General features: G+C 63.2%; 26 protein-coding genes. 12 read left to right on the top strand and 14 right to left on the bottom strand.

Translation table 11 applies throughout. The features are described 5' to 3' along the window. Window positions 1–7 precede the first annotated feature (7 nt). The 4 genes from C5J26_RS11955 to C5J26_RS11940 form a co-directional block, all read right to left on the bottom strand. Complete coding sequence (locus C5J26_RS11955; RefSeq protein WP_105401962.1) at window positions 8–475, bottom strand: DUF1801 domain-containing protein; 468 nt, start codon at window positions 473–475, stop codon at window positions 8–10. Between the two features lie 11 nt (window positions 476–486). After that, a complete protein-coding gene (locus tag C5J26_RS11950; RefSeq protein ID WP_105401961.1) occupies window positions 487–702 on the bottom strand; it encodes a hypothetical protein in 216 nt (71 codons plus the stop codon). Between the two features lie 74 nt (window positions 703–776). Then, window positions 777–1208, bottom strand: a complete 432-nt coding sequence (locus C5J26_RS11945; RefSeq protein ID WP_105401960.1) for an SRPBCC domain-containing protein — start codon at window positions 1206–1208, stop codon at window positions 777–779. After that, window positions 1205–1528, bottom strand: coding sequence for a helix-turn-helix transcriptional regulator (locus C5J26_RS11940; protein WP_046631613.1), 324 nt, complete (start codon window positions 1526–1528; stop codon window positions 1205–1207). Before C5J26_RS11940 ends, C5J26_RS11945 begins: the two co-directional genes overlap by 4 nt. Window positions 1529–1821: 293 nt before the next feature. Here C5J26_RS11940 and C5J26_RS11935 point away from each other — a divergent pair, with 293 nt between their 5' ends. Next, window positions 1822–2526 (top strand): helix-turn-helix domain-containing protein, encoded by a 705-nt coding sequence (locus C5J26_RS11935; protein WP_105401959.1) that lies wholly within the window; start codon window positions 1822–1824, stop codon window positions 2524–2526. Window positions 2527–2532: 6 nt separating this feature from the next. Here C5J26_RS11935 and C5J26_RS11930 read toward each other — a convergent pair whose 3' ends face one another. The 4 genes from C5J26_RS11930 to thrC all read right to left on the bottom strand — a co-directional run bounded on the left by C5J26_RS11930 (window position 2533) and on the right by thrC (window position 8819). Continuing rightward, window positions 2533–5370: an EAL domain-containing protein gene (locus tag C5J26_RS11930; protein ID WP_245437344.1), complete on the bottom strand. Its 2838-nt coding sequence runs from the start codon at window positions 5368–5370 to the stop codon at window positions 2533–2535. Window positions 5371–5441: 71 nt separating this feature from the next. After that, complete coding sequence (locus C5J26_RS11925; protein ID WP_046607106.1) at window positions 5442–6053, bottom strand: GNAT family N-acetyltransferase; 612 nt, start codon at window positions 6051–6053, stop codon at window positions 5442–5444. Between the two features lie 30 nt (window positions 6054–6083). Beyond that, window positions 6084–7382 (bottom strand): pitrilysin family protein, encoded by a 1299-nt coding sequence (locus tag C5J26_RS11920; protein WP_105401957.1) that lies wholly within the window; start codon window positions 7380–7382, stop codon window positions 6084–6086. A 33-nt stretch (window positions 7383–7415) separates the two neighbouring features. Next, window positions 7416–8819: a threonine synthase gene (thrC, locus tag C5J26_RS11915; RefSeq protein WP_206051181.1), complete on the bottom strand. Its 1404-nt coding sequence runs from the start codon at window positions 8817–8819 to the stop codon at window positions 7416–7418. A gap of 126 nt (window positions 8820–8945) precedes the next feature. Between thrC and C5J26_RS11910 the strand changes: the two genes are divergently transcribed. Then, the gene (locus C5J26_RS11910; protein WP_105401956.1) at window positions 8946–9515 is read left to right on the top strand and encodes a PilZ domain-containing protein; all 570 of its coding nucleotides are present in this window, start codon (window positions 8946–8948) and stop codon (window positions 9513–9515) included. Between the two features lie 24 nt (window positions 9516–9539). Here the strand turns inward: C5J26_RS11910 and C5J26_RS11905 are convergent, their stop codons facing one another. After that, window positions 9540–10229, bottom strand: coding sequence for an HAD family hydrolase (locus C5J26_RS11905; RefSeq protein ID WP_105401955.1), 690 nt, complete (start codon window positions 10227–10229; stop codon window positions 9540–9542). A gap of 147 nt (window positions 10230–10376) precedes the next feature. Here C5J26_RS11905 and C5J26_RS11900 point away from each other — a divergent pair, with 147 nt between their 5' ends. The 3 genes from C5J26_RS11900 (at window position 10377) to C5J26_RS11890 (ending at window position 12291) form a co-directional block, all read left to right on the top strand. Then, window positions 10377–11045, top strand: a complete 669-nt coding sequence (locus C5J26_RS11900; RefSeq protein WP_105401954.1) for a GntR family transcriptional regulator — start codon at window positions 10377–10379, stop codon at window positions 11043–11045. A 191-nt stretch (window positions 11046–11236) separates the two neighbouring features. Beyond that, a complete protein-coding gene (locus tag C5J26_RS11895) occupies window positions 11237–11824 on the top strand; it encodes a biotin transporter BioY (protein WP_105401953.1) in 588 nt (195 codons plus the stop codon). Further along, window positions 11821–12291 carry a DUF1284 domain-containing protein gene (locus C5J26_RS11890; protein ID WP_105401952.1) on the top strand — a complete coding sequence of 157 codons (471 nt, stop codon included), beginning with the start codon at window positions 11821–11823 and terminating at the stop codon, window positions 12289–12291. Before C5J26_RS11895 ends, C5J26_RS11890 begins: the two co-directional genes overlap by 4 nt. On the opposite strand, the gene C5J26_RS11885 is transcribed toward C5J26_RS11890, so the two are convergent. Further along, window positions 12242–12925, bottom strand: coding sequence for a helix-turn-helix transcriptional regulator (locus C5J26_RS11885; protein ID WP_105401951.1), 684 nt, complete (start codon window positions 12923–12925; stop codon window positions 12242–12244). The two genes, C5J26_RS11890 and C5J26_RS11885, sit on opposite strands and share 50 nt — an antisense overlap. A gap of 72 nt (window positions 12926–12997) precedes the next feature. Between C5J26_RS11885 and C5J26_RS11880 the strand changes: the two genes are divergently transcribed. Both C5J26_RS11880 and C5J26_RS11875 read left to right on the top strand, forming a co-directional pair. Continuing rightward, window positions 12998–13327, top strand: coding sequence for an NIPSNAP family protein (locus tag C5J26_RS11880; RefSeq protein WP_105401950.1), 330 nt, complete (start codon window positions 12998–13000; stop codon window positions 13325–13327). Continuing rightward, window positions 13324–13671, top strand: coding sequence for an antibiotic biosynthesis monooxygenase (locus tag C5J26_RS11875; RefSeq protein ID WP_105401949.1), 348 nt, complete (start codon window positions 13324–13326; stop codon window positions 13669–13671). The genes C5J26_RS11880 and C5J26_RS11875 overlap by 4 nt, the downstream gene beginning before the upstream one ends. A 3-nt stretch (window positions 13672–13674) precedes the next feature. Here C5J26_RS11875 and C5J26_RS11870 read toward each other — a convergent pair whose 3' ends face one another. Then, the gene (locus tag C5J26_RS11870; RefSeq protein WP_105401948.1) at window positions 13675–14127 is read right to left on the bottom strand and encodes a hypothetical protein; all 453 of its coding nucleotides are present in this window, start codon (window positions 14125–14127) and stop codon (window positions 13675–13677) included. Further along, complete coding sequence (locus C5J26_RS11865) at window positions 14124–14318, bottom strand: hypothetical protein (RefSeq protein ID WP_105401947.1); 195 nt, start codon at window positions 14316–14318, stop codon at window positions 14124–14126. The genes C5J26_RS11870 and C5J26_RS11865 overlap by 4 nt, the downstream gene beginning before the upstream one ends. A 181-nt stretch (window positions 14319–14499) precedes the next feature. Between C5J26_RS11865 and C5J26_RS11860 the strand changes: the two genes are divergently transcribed. Both C5J26_RS11860 and C5J26_RS11855 read left to right on the top strand, forming a co-directional pair. Further along, window positions 14500–15630, top strand: a complete 1131-nt coding sequence (locus C5J26_RS11860; RefSeq protein WP_046631201.1) for a site-specific DNA-methyltransferase — start codon at window positions 14500–14502, stop codon at window positions 15628–15630. A 252-nt stretch (window positions 15631–15882) separates the two neighbouring features. Further along, the gene (locus C5J26_RS11855; protein ID WP_172745835.1) at window positions 15883–16647 is read left to right on the top strand and encodes a S24 family peptidase; all 765 of its coding nucleotides are present in this window, start codon (window positions 15883–15885) and stop codon (window positions 16645–16647) included. Window positions 16648–16672: 25 nt separating this feature from the next. Here C5J26_RS11855 and C5J26_RS11850 read toward each other — a convergent pair whose 3' ends face one another. Together C5J26_RS11850 and mutY are read right to left on the bottom strand one after the other, a co-directional pair. Then, on the bottom strand, window positions 16673–17287 hold the full coding sequence (locus tag C5J26_RS11850) for an HAD family phosphatase (RefSeq protein ID WP_105401945.1): 615 nt from the start codon (window positions 17285–17287) through the stop codon (window positions 16673–16675). A gap of 18 nt (window positions 17288–17305) precedes the next feature. Then, the gene (mutY, locus tag C5J26_RS11845; protein ID WP_105401944.1) at window positions 17306–18391 is read right to left on the bottom strand and encodes an A/G-specific adenine glycosylase; all 1086 of its coding nucleotides are present in this window, start codon (window positions 18389–18391) and stop codon (window positions 17306–17308) included. 87 nt (window positions 18392–18478) lie between these two features. On the opposite strand from mutY, the gene C5J26_RS11840 reads away from it, so the two are divergent. The 3 genes from C5J26_RS11840 (at window position 18479) to C5J26_RS11830 (ending at window position 23329) form a co-directional block, all read left to right on the top strand. Further along, the gene (locus C5J26_RS11840) at window positions 18479–18982 is read left to right on the top strand and encodes a DUF721 domain-containing protein (RefSeq protein ID WP_046631622.1); all 504 of its coding nucleotides are present in this window, start codon (window positions 18479–18481) and stop codon (window positions 18980–18982) included. A gap of 144 nt (window positions 18983–19126) precedes the next feature. Next, entirely contained in the window at window positions 19127–19831 is a 705-nt protein-coding gene (locus tag C5J26_RS11835) for a DsbA family protein (protein ID WP_046664499.1), read from the top strand. Between the two features lie 36 nt (window positions 19832–19867). After that, window positions 19868–23329: a chromosome segregation SMC family protein gene (locus C5J26_RS11830; protein WP_105401943.1), complete on the top strand. Its 3462-nt coding sequence runs from the start codon at window positions 19868–19870 to the stop codon at window positions 23327–23329. Window positions 23330–23570: the final 241 nt, after the last annotated feature.

The raw sequence follows: 23570 nt of genomic DNA, 5'->3' as shown, positions 1-23570 counted from the left end.
CCCGTCGCTACATCCGTTCGCCGGGCAATTGGCTGGCCTGCTTCACCCAGTCGGCGAGTTGTGTTTCGTCGAGTTCCTCTCCCTCATGGATATGGAAGTAGCGCGTCTGCGGCGTTTTGGACGTGCCGGGAGGGACGGGATTGAGCGAGGTGCCGCGGAAGAAGGCCAGCTTGATGTAGTTCGTGAAGCAATGGACGCTGAGGAACCAGCCGTCGCCTTCGATGCCGTAGAGCGGCGAGTTCCATTTGACCGCCTTGTAGACGTTGGGGACGGTGCTGGTGACGAGTGCGTCGAGGCGGCGCCCGACATCGCTTTTCCAGCCCGGCATGGCGGCGATATAGGCCTGCACGGGTGCGTCGCCGTAACCCTTGGCGATCTGCGGGTTGCCGCCCGAAAGGAGAGCCGGCTCCGCAGCGACGCGGCTGGCGGGTGCCGGCTTGGCAGCCCCGGATTTCCTGGACGTCTTTTCAACCATTCTTTTCACTCCTATCCGCTGGCGCGTTGCCCGCTACGACGGGCGTATGGCAACGCGAACAGATAAAGACCGCTCAACATTAGCAGGAACAGGGGGATGAGGGGAGAGTAGACGACCCACAAGGGCGGCTCTCCGATGCCCATGGCGACGAAGTTCGCAATGACCGTCGCCGTAAAGACGATCGACAGCCAGCGGTGGGCCTGCCGCGTTAACGTGTTCCAGTTCAACGATAATACCTCCTCGAAAAACGGACGGCACTGCCGCCCTGTAAAAAAGTTCGGGCACCGGCCTCTGCAAGGCGTCAGTCGATCCTCGCCAGAACCGTCTCCAGCGCACTGGCGAACCCCTGCCATCCGTGGCGGGCGCCGTTATAGGCGAGCGTCTGATCCGGCCGGAAGCCCGACTGCTCCATGCGCAGATGGGTTCCTGTGCTGGTCGGGGTAAGCGTCAGGGTCACAACGCTTCTCAGATCGTAGGCCGCATCCTCATGCGCATGGTCCCAGGTGTAGGAGAGCTTTCTGTGAAGCTCCACGGCCAGCACTTCGCAGTCCAGGACGCCGCCCCACTCGCCGCGAAGCTTGAAACGGTGACCCACGACCGGCTGGAAATCGTTCTTCATCAGCCATTCCTCGATCAGGTGCTGTTGCGTGAGCGCCCGCCAGACCTTTTCCGCCGGGTGAGCAATCTCTCGCTCGACGACGACGGTGCGTGTTTGGGTCGAAGTATCGTTCATTGGTCCATCCTTTTGAGCAGGTCTTCGAGGCGGTCGAAGCGGTTTTGCCAGAACCCGGCCATCTGGCTCGTCCAGTCGACCAGCGGCGCGAGCGCGCCGAGCTGGGCGCTATAATGGGTCTGGCGGCCCTCATGGCGGTCGCGCACCAGCCCGGCCCGCTTCAGCACCCCGAGATGTTTCGAGACAACCGGCTGAGAAACCCCGGCCTGCGCCGTCAGGACCCCGACCGTCCTCTCGCCTTCGCGGCACAGCCGCTCGAATATGGCTCGCCGCGTCGGGTCGGCAAGCGTTCGAAAGAGCACATCGTGGGCGTTCGACACTGAATTCATACCTCATTGGCTATGGATTGACGTATAGCTCTAGAGCTATGAATGAGTCAAGAGGGGATGAGGCGGCAATGCTATATCGATTGCTCTGTGATGATAGCGTTTAGATTCGTCATGCCTTGGCAGCTATGTATCGTGTCCGAGCGTTCGGCACGCGCCGGGACGGACGAGGTGTTTGATATCCGTCATCCGGAGCCGCCCCGTTGTCAGGCCAATAGTCCATAAAGCGGACTTGGTCGGTTTCCGGAACGGGATTATTCTGCCCCGGGGCATGCGAGGAGATGGCGATGTTGGAGGTGACGGCGAGCTACGGCCAGTTCTGTCCGGTGGCGATGGCGGCGGAGGTATTCTGCACCCGCTGGACGCCGCTCGTGCTCCGCGAACTTCTGTGCGGCAGCTGCCGTTTCAACGACCTCCGGCGCGGCGTGCCGCGCATGTCGCCGACCCTGCTTTCGAAACGGTTGAAGGAACTGGTCCAGGCGGGCATCGTCGAAAACCGCAAGGCGGCCGATGGGGTGATGGAATATCATCTGACGCCGGCCGGCGAGGATTTGCGCGAGGTGGTGATGACCCTCGGCTTCTGGGGCCAACATTGGGTCGAGACCCAGCATTCGCTTCAGAAACTCGATCCGTCGCTGCTGATGTGGGACATGCGCCGCCACCTCGATCCGACGCCGATGCCTTCGCGGCGTTGCACGGTCCTCTTTCTCTTTCCGGAGCGGCCGGCGGCCCAGCAGCGCTACTGGCTGGTCGTCGACGGCCGCGATGTCGATGTCTGCTCCACCGATCCCGGCTTCGAGATCGACCTCTACGTGACCAGTTCGCTCCGGACGATGACCGCCATCTGGATGGGTATCGCGACGGTGCGGACCGAAATGGCGCAGGGAAGGCTGGAGCTGGACGGCGATCCGGAAATGGCGAGCTCGATGCAGCAATGGCTGGGCCTCAGCCCCTTCGCCCGCGAGCGTCCGAGAGCGGGCAAGGCCGCTTGAGAAAGCCTACGCCCGCTTGGTCAGCGGGAAGCGCTCTTTCAGAAGACGGAGCACGGCATCTGCCGGGGCAGGCGGGCCGAACAGATAACTCTGGCCGAAATGGCAGCCCATCTTGGCAAGTTCCGCCGCATCCTCGTCGGTCTCGACGCCCTCCGCCACCACGGTCATTTCCAGCGCACGGGCCATGGCGATCACGGAACGCAAAAGGACTGCCCGCTTTTCCGTTGCGTTGCGAACCAGCGCCTTGTCGAGCTTGATCGTGTCGAACGGGAACTGCGTAAGGTAGGCGAGCGACGAATAGCCGGTGCCGAAATCGTCGAGCGCGAGGCTGAGGCCCGTCTCCTTGAGTTTGCCAAGCACCAGCCGCGCCTGTTCCGGGTTCTCCATCATCAGCGACTCGGTGAGTTCGAGCTTCAGCTGGCCCGGATTGACCTGGGTCTTCTGCAATAGCGCGCGCACGTCGTTGTAGAGATCGGCGTTGAGAAGCTGGGCGCTCGACAGGTTGACCGACACGAACACCGGCAGGTCGCCGGTCTGGCCCTGCCAGACCATCAGGTCCGAGGCGGCCCGGTCGAGGGCGAACAGGCCGAGCGGGCCGATCAGGTCCGACATTTCCGCAATCGGAATAAACTCCGAAGGCGGTATGCTGCCGCGCTTGGGATGATCCCAGCGCATCAGCGCCTCGAAACCCGCTATCTCGCCATCCTTCAGGCTGATGATCGGCTGATAGGCGAGGAACAGTTCCTTGCGCTCGATGGCGCGGCGAAGATCGGTCTCGATCTGCAGCTTGTCGGCGCCGGCGGCCCGGAAGGCGGGGCGGAAAGGCTCGACGCGGTTGCCGCCGGAGCGTTTCGCCCGGTACATGGCAAGTTCCGCGTCGGCCAGCATGCCGGAGGCGCTTTCCTGCTGGTCGACCCACGAGGAGAGGCCGATCGAGGCTGTCAGGATGATTTCGCGGTTGGCGAAGTTGATCGGCACCATGATCGCCTTGGAGACCGCATCGGCAAAATCCGCCACCTTGGCCGGATCACGCTCGGAGACGAGGATCAATCCGAACTGGTCGCCGGCAAGCCGCGCCAGCGTGTCCTGCGGTTTCAGAAGCCGCCGCAGGCGGCGAGTCAGCGCGATCAGGATATTGTCGCCGGCCGCGATGCCGAGACTATCGTTGACCTGCTTGTAGCGGTCGATGTCGATCGCCATGACGGTCGGCCGCACGGTGTCGCCGGCCGGCGCCAGCGTCAGCACCGATTGCAGCCGGTCGAGGAAGACCTGGCGGTTCGGCAGGCCGGTCAGGTTGTCGTGCAATGCGTCCTGCAGCAGCCGTTCGACGGAATTCTTCTGCTCGGTCACATCGATGATCGTGCCGACGCAGCGGATGATTTCGCCGTTCGAGCCGAGCACCGGCCGGGCGCGGATCTGCAGCCAGTGGAAATGCCCGTCCTCGGCGCGGATGCGGAATTCGTGGTTCAGGCGGCCGCGGCGGTGTTCGAGCAGCACGTCCAGTGTCGCACGAAAACGGTCGCGGTCGTCGGGATGCAGCCGCGGCACCCAGTTGCGTACCGGCCCATGCATGGCCCCGGCGTCGAGCCCCAGGCGGGCCGAGATGTCGGGCGTGGTGACGACGCGGTCGCGGGCCACGTCCCAGTCCCAGACGGTGTCGCCGCTGCCGGTGAGCGCCAGCGATTGCCGTTCGAGATCGGAGAACAGGCCCTGCTGATAGGCGCCGCCGGCAAAGGCGTGCTGCATGACCGTGAAGCCGATGAGAAGCACGATCAGAACGAGACCGCCGCCAAGCGCCGGCTGAATGATGTCGTTGTCGAGCTTGCCGGTCACCGTCAGCCAGCCGGCGAACAGCCAGACCAGGATCAGCGCCCAGGTCGGCACCAGCAGGATCGCCCGATCGTAGCGGTTGAAGCCGAGATAGATGATCAACAGGATGCCGACGGTACCGGTCAGTGCGAACGAGAGGCGGGCGATGCCCGACGCGACCGAGGGATCGTAGATCGCCACGCCGCCGAGCAGCACCAGGCCGACCACCCAGGCAAGCGTCGCGTAACCGAGATGCACGTGCCAGCGGTTGAGGTTGAGGTAAGTGAACAGGAAGATGACGAGCGAAGACGCGAGCGCCACCTCCGCCGCCGCGCGCCATATGCGCTGGTCGCCCGACGTGACGGTGATCAGCTTGTCCAGGAAACCGAAATCGACGCAGATATAGGCGAGTACCGCCCAGGCAAGCGCTGCCGCCGCCGGCAGCATCGAGGTGCCCTTGACGACGAAGAGAATGGTCAGGAACACCGCCAGCAGGCCCGCGATTCCAAGCACGATGCCGCGATAGAGCGTGAACGAGTTGACCGTGTCCTTGTAGGAGTCCGGCTGCCAAAGATAGATTTGCGGCAGCGACGGCGTCGCGAGCTCGGCGACGAAGGTGATGGTCGAACCGGGGTTCAGCGTGATCCGGAAAACGTCGGCATCCGGGCTCGGTATCCGGTCGAGCGCAAAACCTTCCGAAGGCGTGATCGAGATGATGCGCTGCGAACCGAGGTCCGGCCAGAACATTTTCGAGTTGGCGAGCCGGAAATGCGGCGCGACGATCACCCGTTCGAGCTGTTCTTCCGAAACGTTGGAAAGTGCGAAGACCGCCCAGTCGCCCTGGTGGCCGGGAGAGCTTGCACGCACCTCGATGCGCCGGCGGATGCCATCCGCAGCAGCGGCCGTCGACACCTGGAAGGCCTCGCCCTGGTTGACGTAGATGTCGGTGGTTCTCGTGAGGTCGAGCGCCGTGTCGTCTCGCGAAATCTTGACCGGCTCCGCGGCGCGCGCACCCGGCGCAGCCGTCAGGACCATGGCGGCAGCGAGGAGAGCGATGATTGCCGGAAAAAAGCGGATCAATGACGCAAGACGCAAGACTGAGGCGTTCATGGCTTCAGCATCTTCCCGAACTCGCCGTCTTCCGGCAGGCGGGAAAACATCAGGTGGTCGCGCCATTCGCCATTGATTTTGAGATACTTGCGCAAAAGACCTTCCTGCTCGAAACCGGCCTTTTCCAAAAGCCGGACACTTTTCCAGTTCTCCGGAATACAGGCTGCCTCGATCCGGTGCAACTGAAGTCCGCCGTAGATATACGGGATAGCCACCTTCAATGCGGCCAACATGTGGCCTTGGCCGGAATGTTTCTCGCCCATCCAGTAGCCGACCATGCAGCTCTGCGCCGCACCCCGCCGGATATAGCCGATGGTCAGGCCGCCGAGCAGCACCTGGTCGTCGCGGCGGAAGAGCAGCAGCGGCACGGCAAGGCCCGAGGCATATTCCTGGCCGCTTCTGACGACGCGCAGGCGGAACGCCCCTTCGGTCAGCTCGTCCGGCCGCCAGATCGGCTCCCAGGGCTGCAGGAACGGCCGGCTTTCCGAGCGCAGCCGCTGCCACTGTTTGTAGTCGGAATAACGGGGAAGCCGGAGCAGGTGGTTTTCGCCATAAAGCTCTGGTGTGTCCGGCTGTCGCGACAGGAACCGAAACACCGATTTGGTCATGCTAACGCTGCTCCGGGCAGGGCGGCCGGTTTAACCGGCAGCCTTCTTCGTCTGGATCCCCGGCGTGGAAAGCGCCGTGGAGATGTCGGTCAATGGCGCGAGCTGTTCGATCGGGCCGACCGCCGACAAGGTGGGAACTGTATCGAAAAACAGCCGTCCGGCAAGGTCGGTAAGCCGCTCCGTGGTGATGCCTTCCAGCCGTTCCATCATTTCCGGGTTGGGGATGGGGCGACCATAGAGCATCATCTGGCGGGCGATCTGGCCGGCGCGGGCGGCCGGGCTTTCCTGGCCCATCAGAAGCTGGGCGCGGATCTGGGCGCGGGCACGGTCGATTTCCTGCTGGTGGATCGTCTCCGAGGACTTGCGCAGCTCATCGATGATCACAGGCACCAGTGTCGGCAACTCGTTGCCGCCGGTTGCCGCATGGATACCGAAGATGCCGGTATCGGAAAAGCCCCAGTGGAAGGCATAGACCGAATAACACAGGCCGCGACGTTCGCGCACTTCCTGGAACAGGCGCGAGGACATGCCGCCGCCGAGGATGTTGGCGAGGATCTGCGAGCAGTAGAAGTCGCGCATGTGATAGGCCTTGCCCTCGAAACCGAGCAGCACCTGCGCGTCCATCAGGTCGCGGGTTTCGCGCACGTCGCCGCCGATGTAACGGGCGACTTCCAACACAGGCGGCGAACTCGGGGTCATGGGCAGGCGGGCAAAACGCTCTTCCACCTGCTTGACGAACGTCGTGTGATCCACGGCGCCCGCAGCGACCACGAACATCCGGTCGGTCGTGTAATTGCGCGAAAGGTAGTTGCGGATCTGCCCTGGCGTGAAACCCTTGACCGTATCCGGCGTGCCGAGGATCGGTCGGCCGATCGTCTGACCGCGATAGGCGACCTCGGAAAACTTGTCGAACACCACATCGTCGGGCGTGTCGTTGGCAGCGCCGATCTCCTGGAGGATGACGTGCTTTTCGCGACGCAGTTCTTCCTCGTCGAAGGCTGATTCCGTCAGGATGTCGGCAAGGATGTCGACCGCGAGCGGTACGTTGTCCCTGAGCACCCGGGCGTAATAGGAGGTGGTTTCGGTGGATGTTGCGGCATTGAGTTCGCCGCCGACATTCTCGATTTCTTCGGCGATGTCACGGGCGCTGCGGCGGGCGGTGCCCTTGAAGGCCATGTGCTCGAGGAGGTGGGCGATCCCATGTTCGTCCTCGGTCTCGTTACGCGATCCGGACTTGATCCAGACACCCAGCGCGACGCTCTCCAGATGCGGCATGGTTTCGGTGACGACCGTCAACCCGGAGGCGAGCCGGGTGATTTCTACATTCATGTTTACGTCTTTCCGGCGCCGCCGATACCTCTGTTACTTAGCGCGGGCATGCTGGCCGATGAATGTTTCGACGGCCTTAAGCTCAGGCTCCAAGATATCGAAGCGCTCCTCCCTTTGCATAAGATCAGCAAGCCATGATGGAAGCGCCGGATCAATTCCGCAAGCGGATTTTACCGAGGCCGGAAATTTGGCCGGGTGCGCAGTGGCCAGAGTGACCATCGGGCTTGCCGGTTTTGCGTTCTTGCCTGCGACGAAAACACCGGTCGCAGTATGGGGATCGAGGAGGTATCCGGTCTCGGAAAGCGTTTCGCGGATGGTTGCGGCAACCTGTCGCTCCGTCGCCCGCCCGGCACGGAACTCGCGGCGGACGGCTTTCAGCGCCTCCGGCTTGATCTCGAAGCTGCCCGACTGCTTCAGCCCGGCCATCGCGGCGCGCACCGAAGCGGCGTCGCGGCCATAGGCTTCGAACAGCAGCCGCTCGAAATTGGACGAGATCTGGATGTCCATCGACGGCGAGGTGGTCGCCTTGACGTCGCGCATCTCGTAGCGGCCGGTCTTCAGCGTCCGGGCGAGGATGTCGTTGTCGTTGGTGGCGATCACCAGCCGGTCGATCGGCAGGCCCATCTTCTTGGCCACATAACCCGCGAAGATATCGCCGAAATTGCCGGTCGGCACCGTGAAGGAGATTTTCCGGTCCGGCCCGCCGAGCGAAACGGCGGCCGTGAAATAATAGACCACCTGCGCCATGATGCGCGCCCAGTTGATCGAGTTGACGCCCGAGAGCTTCACCCGGTCGCGGAAGGCGACGTCGTTGAACATCTCCTTGACGATGTTCTGGCAGTCGTCGAAATTGCCCTTCAGCGCCATCGCATGCACGTTGGCGGCACTGGAGGTCGTCATCTGTCGCTGCTGTACGGACGAGACCTTGCCATGCGGGAAAAGGATGAAGATGTCGGTGCGCTCGCGGCCCGCGAACGCGTCGATGGCCGCTCCGCCGGTATCCCCCGACGTCGCGCCGACGATCGTGGCGCGCTCGCCGCGCTCGGCCAGCACATAGTCCATCAGCCGGGCAAGCAACTGCATCGCCACGTCCTTGAAGGCGAGCGTCGTGCCGTGGAAGAGTTCGAGCACGAAATCGTTCGGCCCGGTCTGCACCAGCGGCACTACGGCCGGATGCCGGAACGTGGCATAGGCCTCGCCAATCATGCCCTTCAGCTTGTCGGCGGGGATTTCGTCGCCGACAAAGTGCTTGAGGATCTCGAAGGCGACCTCCTGATAGGTCCTGCCGCGCAGGGCGCGGATCTCCTTTTTGGAGAGCGAAGGCCATTGGCGTGGCACGTAAAGGCCGCCGTCGCGGGCAAGGCCCGCCATCAGCGCATCCCGGAATCCGAGCGGAGCGGCTTCGCCCCGGGTAGAAATATAGTCCACGACCATCAACCCCAATCGATTTTTATTCGCGCCGCTGATATAGACCAGGAAAATGGGCGGTGAAAGACCGGAAAGTGATGCTCCGGTTCGCCAGGTAAATGGCCCAGATATTGGGATGGAAGAGGGTTGAGTACGGTGTTTGCAAAGATTTCGCGTGGTCTTCTGGCGGTGTCGCTCGTGGCGGTTCTCGCAAGCTGCAATTCCTCGGCGCCGACAGAGGGGCTGACCCCGACCGCAACCGCCGCCCCCGCCGCTGAGGCAGCAACTCCCGTGGTGCAGGCATTCTGCCCGCCGGTCGTCATGCTGGAACAGACCGCCATTCACCGCGCCTATGCGCGCGGCGGCGAGAACACGCCGGAAAAACTGCTCTACCAGGCCTCGCTCGCCGATGCGACGCGCCAGTGCACCGCCAATGAGACGACGCTGACCATCAACGTCGTCGCGCAAGGACGTCTCGTCCAGGGCCCGGTCGGCGTCCCCGGCACGGTCACTCTGCCGATCCTCATCGAAGTGGTCGACGGCGACAGCGTCATCTATTCGCAGAAGGTGTCCTTCCCGGTCGACATGCCGGCCGGCGGCACCCAGTTCATCTTCAACAAGGCGGATGTGCAGATCCCGAACGCGCAAGGCGGCGCCTCGCGCTTCACCCGCGTCCGCCTCGGCTACGACACCGGCCCGGCCAAGAAGCCGGCCCGCCGGAGCTGATAGAGAACCAACCGATCGGGGCGCTCAGAGCGCCCCGGCCCATTCGCCGAGCGCAGCGATGACCGCCGGCAGGTCCATCATCCGCGAAATCACGGTTTCGGCACCGGCGTCCGTCAATCGGTCGGCATGGCTCGGATAGGTGTGCGATGCGCCGGTAAAACCGACGACGCGCATGCCGGCCGCCTTGGCGCCATGGACGCCATGGGTGGAATCCTCGATCACCAGGCACTTCTCCGGCGAAACTTTGAACTGCTCGGCGGCATGCAGGAAGATATCCGGCTTCGGCTTGACCCGATCCGGCCCAAGATCCTTGGCCGAATAGATATGCGGCGCGAAATAAGGTTTCAGGCCGACCTTTTCGAGCATCACGTCGAGCCGGTGTGTGCTCGAATTGGAGCAGATGCAGCGCTGCGTCGTCAGCCTTGCCAGCGCGAATTTCACGCCGTCGATGATCTTCACGTCGCGGGCAAGCCGTGCGTCAAGGATTGTCTCGGATTTGTCGAGCAGCGAGGCCGACAGCGGAATATCGGCTTCCTTTTCCACGGCCAGCAGGATGTTCTTCCAGGTCATGCCGGCGAAGCGCTCGCCCATTTCCTCGACGCTGATCGGATAACCCGCTTCGGTGAGCAGCCTGGATTCCACCTGCGCCGCGATGATTTCTGAATCGACGAGAACGCCGTCGCAATCGAAGATGATGAGGTCGAAGCTGCTCATGAGGAAATGCCTTCCATGGGCCTGATATAAGGTGAGGCGGCCTTTTATACGATGGCAGGACAAACCTCAACCAACCGCCGCGCATGGCTGGGACAAGCGTAGCGGGCGGCTCTCGACAAGCGGAAAACGGCGCACTAAGGAACGCTGATGGGCAAGGAACCGGAAGACACCATCGCCAGCCGCATCAGCCGCGTGCTTGCCGACCGCATCGTGCGTGGCGAGCTCGCCCCCGGCGCCCGTCTTCGCCAGGATCATATCGCTGAGGAATTCGAGACCAGCCACGTACCGGTGCGCGAGGCATTCCGCCGGCTGGAAGCGCAAGGGCTGGCGATCAGCGAGCCGCGGCGTGGCGTGCGGGTCGCCTCCTTCGATCTCGCCGAAGTCCGCGAAGTGGCGGAAATGCGTGCCGTGCTGGAAGTGCTGGCGCTCCGTCATGCCGCCCGCCACCTGACCCCGGCCATCCTCGACGCGGCGGAGGACGCGGCCCGTGAGGGCGATGCCGCTGCCGACGTGCATGCCTGGGAGGCGGCGAACCGCCGTTTCCACCGGCTGATCCTCGCCCCCTGCGGCATGAAGCGCCTGCTCGCCTCGATCGACGATCTGCATGCGGCAAGCGCCAGGTTCCTGTTCTCCGCCTGGCAGTCCGGCTGGGAAAAGCGTACCGACCACGACCATCGCGCCATCCTCGCCGCTCTCAGGCAGGGCAAGGCCGACGAAGCCGCCGCCATCCTGCAGAAACATGTGCAATGGATCGGCCGTGGCCCGCAGCCGGCCAAGACTGGTGCCGCGCGCGAGACTTTCGCCATCGTCGGTTAGTCACTCCTCGAAATTATAGATAATTTATTTCCGCGAAAACTGGCTTCCATCGGCCTGTTCGGGTGGATTTGTGCCGTCGTTTCGGTTCCCTCCATCGTGTACCCGACGCCATAGCTCTTGCGTCCGTCGAAAATTCATCTCATAAAATAGATGGGAATAAAAATTATCTATAATTTGAGAAGGAGAGCTCGATGTCCCTGATTAATTCCCCCCAGACGCTTGTTTTCGATCCCTTTCGGCTCGTGGAGCGGTCCTTGCCCGCCAAAGCCCTGTTCGTGGTTGCAGGTACGCTGGTGCTGGCGATCGCATCCCGGATCGCCGTGCCGATGGTTCCGGTCCCGATCACCATGCAGACCTTCGCGGTGACCATGATCGGCGCGCTTTACGGCTGGCGGCTTGGCGCCCTGACGGTGCTTGCGTGGCTTGGGGAGGCTGCGCTTGGAGCGCCGGTGCTCGCCGGTGGGGCGGGCGGCATTGCCGTGTTCGCCGGGCCGACCGCGGGTTATCTCTTTTCCTTTCCGGTGATTGGAGCCGTTGCCGGCTGGCTTGCCGAACGCGGCTGGACCGGGCGGCGCATACTCGCCAGCTTCTCGGCACATCTGATCGCAAACCTTCTATGCCTTGCGCTCGGCTGGGCCTGGCTCGCGGCACTGATCGGCGCTGAAAAGGCGTTCTGGGCCGGCGTTGCCCCGTTCATCCTCGGTGCTGCACTGAAATCGGGCCTGGCTGCGGCCGTCCTTGCCGTCGTCGCCTCCCGCAATCGCGCTGCGACAGAATGACGGTGAGGCTGCGGCCGCATCATCTTCTCTGCATGCTGACCTTTGTCGGCGAAGGCTATAGCCCGGCCTTCGTCGCCAACTATCGTCGTCTCGCCGGCCGGCTTTCCGCCGGCGAGACGATCGAGATCGTCTCCGGTCCCGACGATATCTGCGCTCCGCTCCTGTCGGATGAAGATGTACATTGTTTCGGTGCTTCGGTTGCCGGTCGCGATGCAGCGGCGCTGGCGGATATCGCCTGCCTGCTTGGGCGGGAGCTAGAGACCGGCGCGGTGATCGCCCCCGATCAGGCGCTGTACGAGAAACTGCGCCGCGCCTTCTCTGCCGGTGTGACCCGCGACGCCTGCACGGGCTGCGAATGGAGCAGCCTCTGCGATCGCATCGCGGGAGAACATTACAAAGGCGCGCTGGTGATGAAGTTCAGCCCGCCGGAAACAGCGACAGAAATTTCCGCTCGCCGTCCGGCGTAAACAGCACCGCGCGGCTCTCTTCACTGCGCCGTGCCCAGCCGTTTTCAAGGAAATGGGCAAGCAGCGCCTTGCCGAGCGTTCCGGCCAGATGCGAACGCCGCTCGCTCCAGTCGAGGCAGGATTTGCAGAGCGGCCGGCGATTGGATGTGAGCGATGCCACATCGATGCCGAGCGTGCCGAGTTCCGCGCGGCCGTCCTCGGTCATCGTCAGGTTCTCGCCGTCGCTCTCGATCGCGCCGCGGGCGACGAAACTGTCGAGCATCCTGACCCCGTAGTCGCCGGCGAGATGATCGTAGCAGACGCGCGCCTTGCGCAGTGCCGGATCCTTCGGCCCCGGCCGGTGGCGCAGATGGCCTCTGCTTGCCGCAAACCCCATGATATTTTCGAGCAGCGTGCCGGCCGCCGCGTCTGCAAGCGTGAAATAGCGATGCCGGCCCTGCTTGCGCTGGGCGAGAATGCCACCATCCTCGAGCTTGGAGAGATGCGAACTCGCCGTCTGCACCGTCACGCCGGCGGCTTGCGCAAGCTCGGTCGCCGTCAGCGCCTGGCCGCCCATCAGGGCAGTCAGCATGTTGGCGCGGGCGGGATCACCGAACAGCATCCCGATGCGGGCAATGTCTGGACCTTCTTTCATACTTCGACCGTAACCGAAGCATCTTCGTCCGGCAATATGGCAAAACACCTCGCAACAGAAGGAGACGAAGTCATGATCACCTGTTTCATCCGCTACGAGATCGACCCGTTCAAGAAGGCTGAATTCACGGAGTATGCTCGCAACTGGGGCCAGGCGATCCCGCGCTGCGGCGCCGATCTGATCGGTTATTTCGGCCCCCACGAGGGTTCGGCGACGACGGCCTACGGCGTCTACAATATCGGCAGCCTCGCCGCCTACGAAGCCTATCGCGCCCGGCTGATGGCCGATCCGCTGGGCAAGGAAAACTACGCGTTCTCGAAACGCGAGCGCTTCATCCTGAAGGAAGACCGGATCTTCCTCAAGAACGTCTCCATGCCGCACGGAGCTTTGGTAAAGCCATGATCGCCGTCATCTTCGAAGTCATCCCCTATATGGGCGAGCGCCACAAATATCTCGACCTTGCCGGCGAACTGAGGTCCGAACTGGAAACCATCGACGGCTTCATCTCGATCGAGCGTTTCGAAAGCCTCACCCTGCGCGGAAAAATCCTCTCCCTGTCGTTCTGGCGGGACGAGGAGGCGGTCAAGGCGTGGCGCAACCTCGAAAGCCATCGCGCCGCCCAGAAAGCCGGCCGCGGCGGCGTCTTCGCCGATTACCGCCTGCGCATCGGCCATGTCGTCAGGGACTACGGCATGTTCGAGCGGAACGAGGCGCCGAAGGATAGCCGCGAGGTACATGCGGTTTAGACGTTATTCGCTACGTTTGATGGCGGCGAGTTTCCCGAGCTGCCGGCTTTCGTCAAGATGCATCTTGAGCAACTCGAACCAGTCGCTCGGCAAATGGCCAATCACACAGCTGTCGTCGGTGTGCGGTCGGCTCGACAACCATGAAGCGGGCCGTAAATCAGGGCCCGGCCAGATGAAGACATTCAACTGGTCGGTATAAGCCCAGGACGGCTCCTCCGAGAGGCCGAGATACCTCAGCAGCTTTGTTGGCAGAGGTAATGCGCGTTGGTGAGACTTCGGTTCGCTATGCGAGATGCCGAGGCAATAGACGATCTCTTTGCTTCCATCGCGGACGGCGGATAAGACGACAACCGCAGGGCGCGTTTTCTCACCGTCGTCCCTTGTTCCGGATTGGGAATGCCAGAGATATTCGTAGGCGACAATGCTACCGACTGGCGCCGAAAGAGGGATTTTCAACGCGCCCGATCCGAGGGTTTCCGGGAGACAAGATTGCCCTCGTCGTCGAGATCGTCGAGATTATAGGGCACGTCCGCCTTGACCTGCGCGGCGCGGATCGCTGCCATTTCCGCATCGCTGAGCTCTCGAGCAAGAAGCACTCTTCTTGTCGGCTGCTCGCCTCGCTTTGCGGATGCCTTTGTGGTGGGCATGATTGCGCTCCATCATTGTTCTCCAAAGATACGGCATGTGTGGGAATGATCAAGCCGGCACCATCTTTCCACGCCTCAAAATTTTTCCCGAAATCGTGCACCGCTTCAGGCTTTGGTAACCAAAATAGGTAACCATAACAGGCAGTAAAATTCGTATCGAGTAGAGCGTAGCGAGTAGCACATGGCAGCAGTTCTTCCGCTGGCCGACCTGAAGCGTCAGGTCCGTCCGGACACTTGGCTAAACTCCATCATCAAGGGCGATTGCGTCGCTGCTCTGGAAGCCTTGCCGGATCATTCCGTCGACGCGATCTTCGCCGATCCACCCTATAATCTCCAGCTCGGCGGCACGCTGCACCGTCCCGACCAGTCGCTGGTCGATGCCGTCGACGATGAATGGGACCAGTTCGCCTCCTTCGAAATCTATGACGCCTTCACCCGCGCCTGGCTGCTTGCCTGCCGCCGCGTCTTGAAGCCGAATGGCACGATCTGGGTCATCGGTTCCTACCACAACATCTTCCGCGTCGGCGCGATCATGCAGGACCTGAACTTCTGGCTGCTGAACGACATCGTCTGGCGCAAGGTGAACCCGATGCCGAACTTCAAGGGCCGCCGGTTCCAGAACGCCCATGAGACGATGATCTGGGCGAGCCGCGACGCCAAGTCGAAGGGCTATACCTTCAACTACGATGCGCTGAAGGCCTCCAACGACGACGTGCAGATGCGCTCCGACTGGCTGTTCCCGATCTGCTCCGGCGGCGAACGCCTGAAGGGCGACGACGGCAAGAAGGTCCATCCGACCCAGAAGCCGGAGTCGCTGCTTGCCCGTGTGATCATGGCCTCGACCAAGCCGGGCGACGTCATTCTCGATCCCTTCTTCGGCACCGGCACGACCGGCGCCGTCGCAAAACGTCTCGGCCGCAATTTCGTCGGCATCGAGCGCGAGCAGGATTATATCGATGCGGCTTCTGCCCGCATCGCCTCCGTCGAGCCGCTCGGCAAGGCGGAACTGACGGTCATGACCGGCAAGAAGGCCGAACCTCGTGTCGCCTTCAACACGCTGGTCGAAAGCGGTCTCGTCAAGCCCGGCCAGGTCCTGACCGATGCGAAGCGCCGCCACAGCGCGATCATCCGCGCCGACGGCACGCTCTCGGCAAATGGCGACGCCGGTTCCATTCATCGCCTCGGCGCGAAAGTGCAGGGCCTTGATGCATGCAACGGATGGACTTTCTGGCATTTCGACGACGGGCAATCGCTCAAGCCCATCGATGAACTGCGATCCGTGATCCGAAACGGTATGGCGAAACTGGACTGATCCACCGGTCCCCGCCATATCGACCGAATGCCTTGTCCGGTTTGTACCTCTAGTCCCGGACGAGGATAATTGGCGCCCGGGAAGGCTGATCCCGGGCGCCATTTCTTTTTTCGGCGTGGCGTTGGCAGCCTCTGCCGCCCCGGCCAAACTCGACTTTGCGAAATTTCAGGTATTCCCGCCGTCACCTGCGCTTGATATCGTAGGTTGTACGGGGTTGAACGAATTTCCAATTTAGCGTTTTTTAGAATGTCCATGCCTGTCAATGGCGAGTTGCGCCACCGGATCGAGCGTGCGCTGGCGCGGTTCTCTCCAAGCTGGGAGGGCAGGGATGCCGCGCGCCGTGCCGTGGCGCTGAAGATGCTGATCCTCTGCGAACTGGCCGGCGGCCGCCTGCGCGTCGTTGATGCGCTGGGCCTCAACGACAACACGCTCGACAACTACCGTCACGGCAAGACCGAGCCGCGCCACAGCACGCTTAACATGATGGCGGAACTCGCCGAGGTGCCGATCGAATATCTCGGCAACGACTGGTCGGTCGAGGATGGACTCATCCATTTTTCACCTCCGGAAATCCCGCCGGCCGGGTTTTTCGAGCCGAGCCCGGTCTGGAATCTCGCCGATCGGATAGTCATCCCGGCTTATGAAGACGTCGTGCCCGGGCAGTCTTCCCTCGATACCACGTGGACGGCCATCCCCGGAGGTTTCTGGGCGAAGCTCTTGGTCGATCCGGAAAACATGCGGGTCGTATCTGCGAGCGGCGACAGCATGTCGCCGACGATCGTCGGCGGTACGCCTATTTTCGTCGACATCAGCGACCGCAAGTTGGAGGACGGGAGCGTCTATCTGTTCGATGCCGGCGCGGAACTGATCGCCCGGCGGGTGCAGCGGTTTGCCGATGGCAGTATCGAACTCCTGCCGGACAACCTGGAACGGTATCGCTCGCAGCATGTCCTGAAGGACGCTTTGGCGGAGCTGAAGGTCGTCGGGCGCGTCTGCGCCGCGAGCCGGATCCTCTAGGAACCGGCCCCCCGACCCGAAAACATTATACCTCGATGCCGTGGGCGATCAGGTCCTGCCGCAGCGTCTCGGCATCCTTGAAATGCACCGCCTGCCAGCCGGCCGCGCGCGCACCTTCGACATTCGCATGGCTGTCGTCGATGAAGATCGAGGCTTCCGGGGTCAGGCCGAAGTCGCGGGCGTGCTTTTCGTAGATCCCCACGTCCGGCTTGATCAGGCCGATCTCGCCCGACACGGTCACGCCCCGCGGCTTGTTGAGAAAGGGGAAGATTTTTCTGGCCTCGGCGAACGTGTCGGCGGCGAAATTGGTCAGCATCGTCACGTCGTGGCCCTTGTCGATCAGGCTTTCCATGATCTTGACCGAGCCGTCATAGGCATGTGGCACCATTTCGTGCCAGCATTTGCGGAAGGCGCGGATCTGTTCCTCGCGCTCCGGATATTGCGCGACCAGCAGCGCCTCGGCATCTTCCCACTTTCGGCCGCGATCCTGCTCCAGGTTCCATTCATGGGTGCAGACGTTCTCAAAGAACCATCTGCGCTCCTCCTCGTCCGGAATGACGCGGGCATAGGGAAGGTTCGGATCGTAGTGGATCAGCACCTTGCCGATGTCGAAGACGATGTGGTCGATCTTGGCTGCCATGAACAGGTCCCGGGAATATTAGTTCGAGGATTTTTCGAAGGCCAGTGGAATAGCCTGGGTGATCGCTTTCTTCATCACCGTAGGCAAGGCCTGGGCCTCGAGATTTGTGACCGGCTCCCACCATCCGTCCGCGCTAGCAACCCTCGCGGTCTTCGCCCGGAAGATCGAGAGCCTCAGTTCGAAATGGGTGAAGACGTGGGTGACGGAGCCCGATGCCTCCCATGCGGCGGGGAAGGGGGCATGGTCGGTCGTGGTCCCGCCGTCAATGCGTGACGTCCAGGCGGTGGTCGGTACTTCGGTCATGCCGCCGAGCAGCCCGCTGTCGACCCGCCGCCGCAATAGCACTTCGCCCTCCGGCGTCACGGCCACGAAGACGGCGCCGAACCGCACGGGCTTTTCCTTCTTCGCCGCCTTGACCGGAAACCGTTCCGGGTCGTGTTCTGCAAGGGCCAGACAGTCGTCGCGGAAGGGACAGAGCGCGCAGGCCGGCCGTTTCGGGGTACAGATGGTCGCGCCGAGATCCATCATCGCCTGCGCGAAATCGCCGGGCCGCTCAGTCGGTGTCAGTTCGGCAACCCTCGCCTTCATCGCCGGTTTGGAGCCCGGAAGCGGCGCGTCGATGGCGTAGAGCCGCGAAATCACCCGCTCGACATTGCCGTCCATGACCGCGGACTGGCGGTTGAAGGCGATGGCGGAGACGGCGGCAGACGTATAGTCGCCGATGCCGGGAAGCGCTCGCAGGCCTTCCTCGGTGTCGGGAAACACACCGCGATGCTCGGCCGCAACCGCTTCGGCGCATTTTTTCAGGTTGCGGGCGCGGGCGTAATAACCAAGCCCCGCCCAGGCCGCCATCACGTCCTCGACCGGTGCCGCGGCAAGGTCGGTCACCTTGGGCCAGAGCGTCAGGAACTTGGCGAAATAGGGTTTCACCGCCTGCACGGTGGTCTGTTGCAGCATCACTTCCGAAAGCCAGACGTGGTAGGGATCGGCCCGTTTACCGGCCTTTGCCGCAGCCGGGCTTACCCGCCATGGAAGCTCCCGATGGTGCCGGTCGTACCAGGTCAGCAGCTTCTGCGCATGGGTGATGTGGATCGTCTGGAGCATTGTTTGCCGTAATGGGAAGAGATGGCGTATAGTTGTGGGAATAGTGCGCCGGCATCAAGGCCTGCCGGGGCCGCAATGGCGGGCGTCATGAGTTATCCCAAGAAACGCGAGCTGCAGATATCGGAGATCGCGAACGGCATCATCGATCCGGTGCTCGCCCGCCGCGCCGGCATCTCGACGGCGCTGCTCGGCTCGTGGGACGAGATCGCCGGCGAGGACTTTGCCGATTGCACGCGGCCGGAAAAGATCGCCTGGCCGCGACGCGACGAGGGCACCGGTTCGGGCGGCGGTCATCAGGCGGGCGTGTTGACGATCGCCTGCGAAGGGGCGCGGGCGCTTTTCCTCACCCATGCCCAGGGTGAGCTGATCGCCCGCATCAACGGCTTTTTCGGTTTTCCGGCGGTGCGCCAGATCCGCATCGTCCAGAAGCCGGTCTCCCAGACCTTCAAGCATCCCCGCAAGCCGCCGCCCTTGAAGGGCGAGGCCGCCAAGCGGCTGGAAACCATGATGGAAGGCATCGAAAGCGAGGCGCTCAGGAAGGCCGTGGCAAGGCTCGGCACCGCCGTGCTGCAGCAGAAACGCAAGGTCTGAGAGAGAAACCCGCCGATCCTCTTGATAGATCTCCGATTTGTCACAATTCTTTGAAGAGATTTGCCTATCGACAGCTTGTTCGCGCTGGGGCGCCGCGATACGGAATGTCACCTCTATTGAAGATCTCTCGCACACGGGTGTTCCATGCAGATGAACGAAATGACCATGACCAGGCGCGCGCTTCTCGGCGGAGTGGCAGTCACCGCTGTTTGCCTAGCCTTGCCGCTGGGCGCTTCCGAAGCTTTCGCGCAGGAATTGCCGGAGTCCCAGGGCACCGTGGACATGGCCGCTGCAGTGAAGCCGGGTCCGCTGCCGGAAATGGCGCTGGGCGACGAAAAGGCGAAGGTCACGATCATCGAATACATGTCGATGACCTGCCCGCACTGCGCCAATTTCCACAACAAGACCTTCGAGACGATCAAGACCAAGTATATCGACACCGGCAAGGTGCGCTTCATCCTCCGCGAGTTCCCGTTCGATCCGGTCGCGACAGCCGCTTTCATGCTTGCCCGCTGCAGCCCGCAGAACGCCGCCGAGCTTTCGACGCCCGCCCAGTATTTCCCGATGGTGTCGATGCTCTTCAAGCAGCAGCGCGGCTGGGCGGCGCCCGCGGACGGAAATGTGCGCAATGCGCTGCTCCAGGCGGTCAAACTCGCAGGTTACTCACAGCAGACTTTCGAGGCCTGCTTGACGAACCAGAAGCTTCTCGATGAAGTGAACGCCGTCGTTAAGAGGGGCGCGGACGAGTTTGGCGTCAATTCCACGCCGACCTTCCTGATTGGCGGCAAGAAGTATTCGGGAGATATGTCTGTTGAATCCATGTCCAAGCTCATCGACAGCCTGTTGTGAGCACGCCTTCCCTGACGGGAAGGTGAGGGGCGCGGCATGAAGTTCAACAAGCTGCGCGTTCTCGGATTCAAGTCTTTCGTCGAACCGACGGAATTTATCATCGAGCGCGGGCTGACCGGCGTGGTCGGCCCGAACGGCTGCGGCAAGTCGAACCTCGTCGAGGCGCTGCGCTGGGTGATGGGAGAAAACTCCTACAAGAACATGCGCGCGTCCGGCATGGACGACGTGATCTTTTCAGGCTCCGGCAACCGGCCGGCCCGCAACACTGCCGAAGTCGGCCTCTATCTCGACAATTCCGACCGCACGGCACCTGCCGCCTTCAACGATTCCGACGAAATCCAGGTGACCCGTCGCATCGAACGGGAGTCGGGCTCCGTCTACCGCATCAACGGCAAGGAAGCGCGCGCCAAGGACGTGCAGCTTCTGTTTGCCGATGCCTCGACCGGCGCCCGCTCGCCTTCCATGGTCGGGCAGGGCCGCATCGGCGAACTGATCCAGGCAAAACCCCAGGCGCGCCGCCAGCTGCTCGAAGAGGCAGCCGGCATTTCCGGCCTGCATTCGCGCCGCCACGAGGCGGAACTGCGGCTGCGCGCCGCCGAAGGCAATCTCGAACGCCTGGACGACGTGCTATCGCAGCTCGAAAGCCAGATCGAGAGCCTGAAACGCCAGGCCCGCCAGGCGAGCCGCTTCAAGACCCTGTCGGCCGATATCCGGGCCCGCGAGGCGATGCTGCTGCATATCCGCTGGGTGCAGGCCAGGGAGGCGGAAGGCGAGGCGGAAAGCGCGCTCAACCAGGTGACCAGCGTCGTTGCCGAAAAGGCCCAGGCGCAGATGGAGGCCGCCAAGCAACAGGCGATCGCCAGCCTCAAGCTGCCGGAACTGCGCGAGGAGGAGGCGAAGGCCGGTGCAGCGCTACAGCGCCTGCAGATCGCCCGCGGCCAGCTGGAGGAAGAGGCAAACCGCCTTTTGAAGCGCCGCGACGAACTGACCCGCCGGCTCGTCCAGCTCGGCGAGGATATCAGCCGTGAAGAACGGCTCGCCGCCGACAATACCGCCTTCCTCGAAAAGCTCGGCGAGGAAGAGGCCGAACTCAACGACATGCTTGCCGATTCCGGCGCCGAAGCCGAGGAGATGCGCGAGACTTTCGAGACTGCCGCGGCGTCGCTTGCCGCCAGCGAGGCGCTGTTTTCGGCAATCACCGCCGAGCGCGCCGAGGCCGCCGCCGGCCGTCACCAGCTCGAACGGCTGATCCGCGATCTCGCCGAGCGCCGCCAGCGCCTCGACCGGCAGCTTGGCGATGCCACGGGCGAGCTTGACGCGATCAACGAGCGGCTATCCGCCCTCGACGATCCGGCCGAAAGGCGTGAAGCGGTCGAGGCGGCGGAAATCGCCGTCGAGGACGCAACGATCGCGGTCGAAGACGTGGAGGCGGCACTTTCCTCCGCCCGCTCGGCCGAATTGATGGCCCGCGGCCCGGTGGAGGCTGCACGCTCTGCGCTCAATGCGCTGGAGACCGAGGCCCGCACCATTTCGAAAATGCTCGCAGCCGGCGCCACATCGGGGGACTTCGTCGCGGTCGCCGACATGATCCGAGTCGATCGCGGTTTCGAGGCAGCTCTCGGTGCAGCGCTTGGCGACGACCTCGAAAGCCCCGTCGATGCCTCGGCTCCGACCTACTGGTCGGTGAATGGCGACGGTTCCGGTGATCCCGGCCTGCCCCAGGGCGCTCAGCCGCTGATCGCGCATGTCACTGCGCCGCCGGAACTGTCCCGCAGCCTTGCCCAGATCGGCGTCGTGGCTTCGGCGGAGGCCCAGCGGATGATGCGCCTGCTGCGGCCCGGCCAGCGCCTGGTGACCCGCGAAGGCGCGGTCTATCGCTGGGACGGCCATGTGACCGGCTCCGAGGCGCCGGGTGCGGCTGCCTTGCGCCTATCCCAGAAGAACCGGCTCTCGGAACTGGAAGCCGAGATCGACGAAGCCCGCATCGTGCTGTCCGAAACCGAGGTGGCGCTCGCCGCCGCCGCATCCGAAATCACCTCCGCCGAACGGCGCCTCACCGACGCCCGCGATCGCGCCCGCATCGGCGCGCGCCAGCTATCCGAAGCCCGCGATGCGCTGGCCGCTGCCGAACGTGCAGCCGGCGACCTGATGCGCCGCCGCGATGTGGCCGGCGAGGCGGTGAACCAGGTGACCGCGCAGATCGAGGATCTCGGCGTCCAGGAGGAAAACGCCCGCGTCGAACTCGAGGATGCGCCCGATATTTCCCATCTCGATAACCGGCTGCGCGACCAGCAGGCGGTTGTCGCGATCGATCGCGGCCTGCTCGCCGAAGCGCGCGCCCGTTACGAGGGCCTGAGCCGCGAGACCGAGGCCCGCAAGCGGCGCCTTGCCGCGATCGCCCAGGAGCGCGCCTCCTGGACGGCCCGGGCGGCGAGTGCCGCCGATCATATCGCCAGCCTCCGAGAACGCGAGGAAGAGGCCCGCGAGGAGATCGTCGACCTCGAAGCTGCGCCCGAGGAGTTCGACGACAAGCGCCGCGCGCTGCTGACCGAGTTGCAGAAGGCGGAAGAGGCTCGCCGCGCCGCCGCCGACCGATTGGCCGAGGCGGAAACCCATCAGCGCGAGGCTGACCGGATTGCCACCGTCGCGCTGTCGGAACTGGCCGAAGTGCGCGAAAAGCGCGGCCGCGCCGAGGAGCGTCTGGTTTCGGCTGCCGAGAAGCGCCATGAGAGCGAGAACCGCATCCGCGAGGCGCTCAATGTCGCGCCCCACGAGGTCCTGCGGCTGGCGGGCCTGAAGCCCGAATCCGCCCTGCCGGATGTCCGCGAGATCGAGCGCGAAGTCGACCGCCTGCGCATGGAGCGCGAAAGGCTCGGTGCCGTCAACCTGCGCGCGGACGAAGAACAGAAGGAGCTTTCCGACAAGCTCGACAACCTGATGCGCGAGCGCGCCGACGTGATCGATGCGATCCGCAAACTGCGTGGTGCGATCCAGAGCCTCAACCGCGAAGGCCGCGAGCGGCTGCTGGCCGCCTTCGACGTGGTCAATGAGCAGTTCCAGCGGCTCTTCACTCATCTCTTCGGCGGCGGCACGGCGGAATTGCAGCTGATCGAATCGGACGATCCGCTCGAAGCCGGCCTTGAAATCCTCGCTCGCCCGCCGGGCAAGAAGCCGCAGACCATGACGCTTCTGTCAGGCGGCGAGCAGGCGCTGACGGCGATGGCGCTGATCTTCGCCGTCTTCCTCACCAATCCGGCGCCGATCTGCGTGCTGGACGAGGTCGATGCGCCGCTCGACGATCACAATGTGGAACGCTATTGCAATCTGATGGACGAGATGGCGGCATCGACCGAGACCCGTTTCATCATCATCACCCATAATCCCATCACCATGGCCCGCATGAACCGCCTTTTCGGCGTGACGATGGGCGAACAGGGCGTTTCCCAGCTCGTTTCCGTCGATCTCCAGACCGCGGAACTTCTGCGCGAGGCGAGCTGAATGGGTGCCGTTGTTGCGAGTTGCATTCTCTCGCGACGTAATTTACGTCAATTCATTGACTAGCATCAATTTTTAAAGCTGCATCCGGGGGTAAAGTACCTGCGACCTACGTAGAATCACCCATATGGGGGATGTAATTTTCTGACTATTGTTATTTTGTGGACTGTGGAATTGGAACGCGCCTGAGCGTCCATACGCTTCGCAGTCCAACTCAAAGTTTCCTACCCCCCGTCCGGGTTTC

The sequence above is a fragment of the Neorhizobium sp. T7_12 genome (genome assembly GCF_002968535.1).
In the GTDB taxonomy this organism is placed as follows: domain Bacteria; phylum Pseudomonadota; class Alphaproteobacteria; order Rhizobiales; family Rhizobiaceae; genus Neorhizobium; species Neorhizobium tomejilense.
This window is presented reverse-complemented; position numbering and strand designations above follow the sequence as displayed.

Coding starts and splice junctions, on each gene's coding strand:
- C5J26_RS11945 (WP_105401960.1), bottom strand. CDS start 1,208: ATGAACGATACTTCGACCCAAACACGCACCGTCGTCGTCGAGCGAGAG.
- C5J26_RS11930 (WP_245437344.1), bottom strand. CDS start 5,370: ATGGTCCTGACGGCTGCGCCGGGTGCGCGCGCCGCGGAGCCGGTCAAG.
- C5J26_RS11830 (WP_105401943.1), top strand. CDS start 19,868: ATGAAGTTCAACAAGCTGCGCGTTCTCGGATTCAAGTCTTTCGTCGAA.
- C5J26_RS11920 (WP_105401957.1), bottom strand. CDS start 7,382: ATGAATGTAGAAATCACCCGGCTCGCCTCCGGGTTGACGGTCGTCACC.
- C5J26_RS11850 (WP_105401945.1), bottom strand. CDS start 17,287: ATGGCAGCCAAGATCGACCACATCGTCTTCGACATCGGCAAGGTGCTG.
- C5J26_RS11900 (WP_105401954.1), top strand. CDS start 10,377: ATGGGCAAGGAACCGGAAGACACCATCGCCAGCCGCATCAGCCGCGTG.
- C5J26_RS11835 (WP_046664499.1), top strand. CDS start 19,127: ATGCAGATGAACGAAATGACCATGACCAGGCGCGCGCTTCTCGGCGGA.
- C5J26_RS11855 (WP_172745835.1), top strand. CDS start 15,883: ATGCCTGTCAATGGCGAGTTGCGCCACCGGATCGAGCGTGCGCTGGCG.
- C5J26_RS11885 (WP_105401951.1), bottom strand. CDS start 12,925: ATGAAAGAAGGTCCAGACATTGCCCGCATCGGGATGCTGTTCGGTGAT.
- C5J26_RS11860 (WP_046631201.1), top strand. CDS start 14,500: ATGGCAGCAGTTCTTCCGCTGGCCGACCTGAAGCGTCAGGTCCGTCCG.
- C5J26_RS11840 (WP_046631622.1), top strand. CDS start 18,479: ATGAGTTATCCCAAGAAACGCGAGCTGCAGATATCGGAGATCGCGAAC.
- C5J26_RS11865 (WP_105401947.1), bottom strand. CDS start 14,318: ATGCCCACCACAAAGGCATCCGCAAAGCGAGGCGAGCAGCCGACAAGA.
- C5J26_RS11955 (WP_105401962.1), bottom strand. CDS start 475: ATGGTTGAAAAGACGTCCAGGAAATCCGGGGCTGCCAAGCCGGCACCC.
- C5J26_RS11875 (WP_105401949.1), top strand. CDS start 13,324: ATGATCGCCGTCATCTTCGAAGTCATCCCCTATATGGGCGAGCGCCAC.
- C5J26_RS11890 (WP_105401952.1), top strand. CDS start 11,821: ATGACGGTGAGGCTGCGGCCGCATCATCTTCTCTGCATGCTGACCTTT.
- C5J26_RS11880 (WP_105401950.1), top strand. CDS start 12,998: ATGATCACCTGTTTCATCCGCTACGAGATCGACCCGTTCAAGAAGGCT.
- C5J26_RS11925 (WP_046607106.1), bottom strand. CDS start 6,053: ATGACCAAATCGGTGTTTCGGTTCCTGTCGCGACAGCCGGACACACCA.
- mutY (WP_105401944.1), bottom strand. CDS start 18,391: ATGCTCCAGACGATCCACATCACCCATGCGCAGAAGCTGCTGACCTGG.
- C5J26_RS11895 (WP_105401953.1), top strand. CDS start 11,237: ATGTCCCTGATTAATTCCCCCCAGACGCTTGTTTTCGATCCCTTTCGG.
- C5J26_RS11905 (WP_105401955.1), bottom strand. CDS start 10,229: ATGAGCAGCTTCGACCTCATCATCTTCGATTGCGACGGCGTTCTCGTC.
- C5J26_RS11935 (WP_105401959.1), top strand. CDS start 1,822: ATGTTGGAGGTGACGGCGAGCTACGGCCAGTTCTGTCCGGTGGCGATG.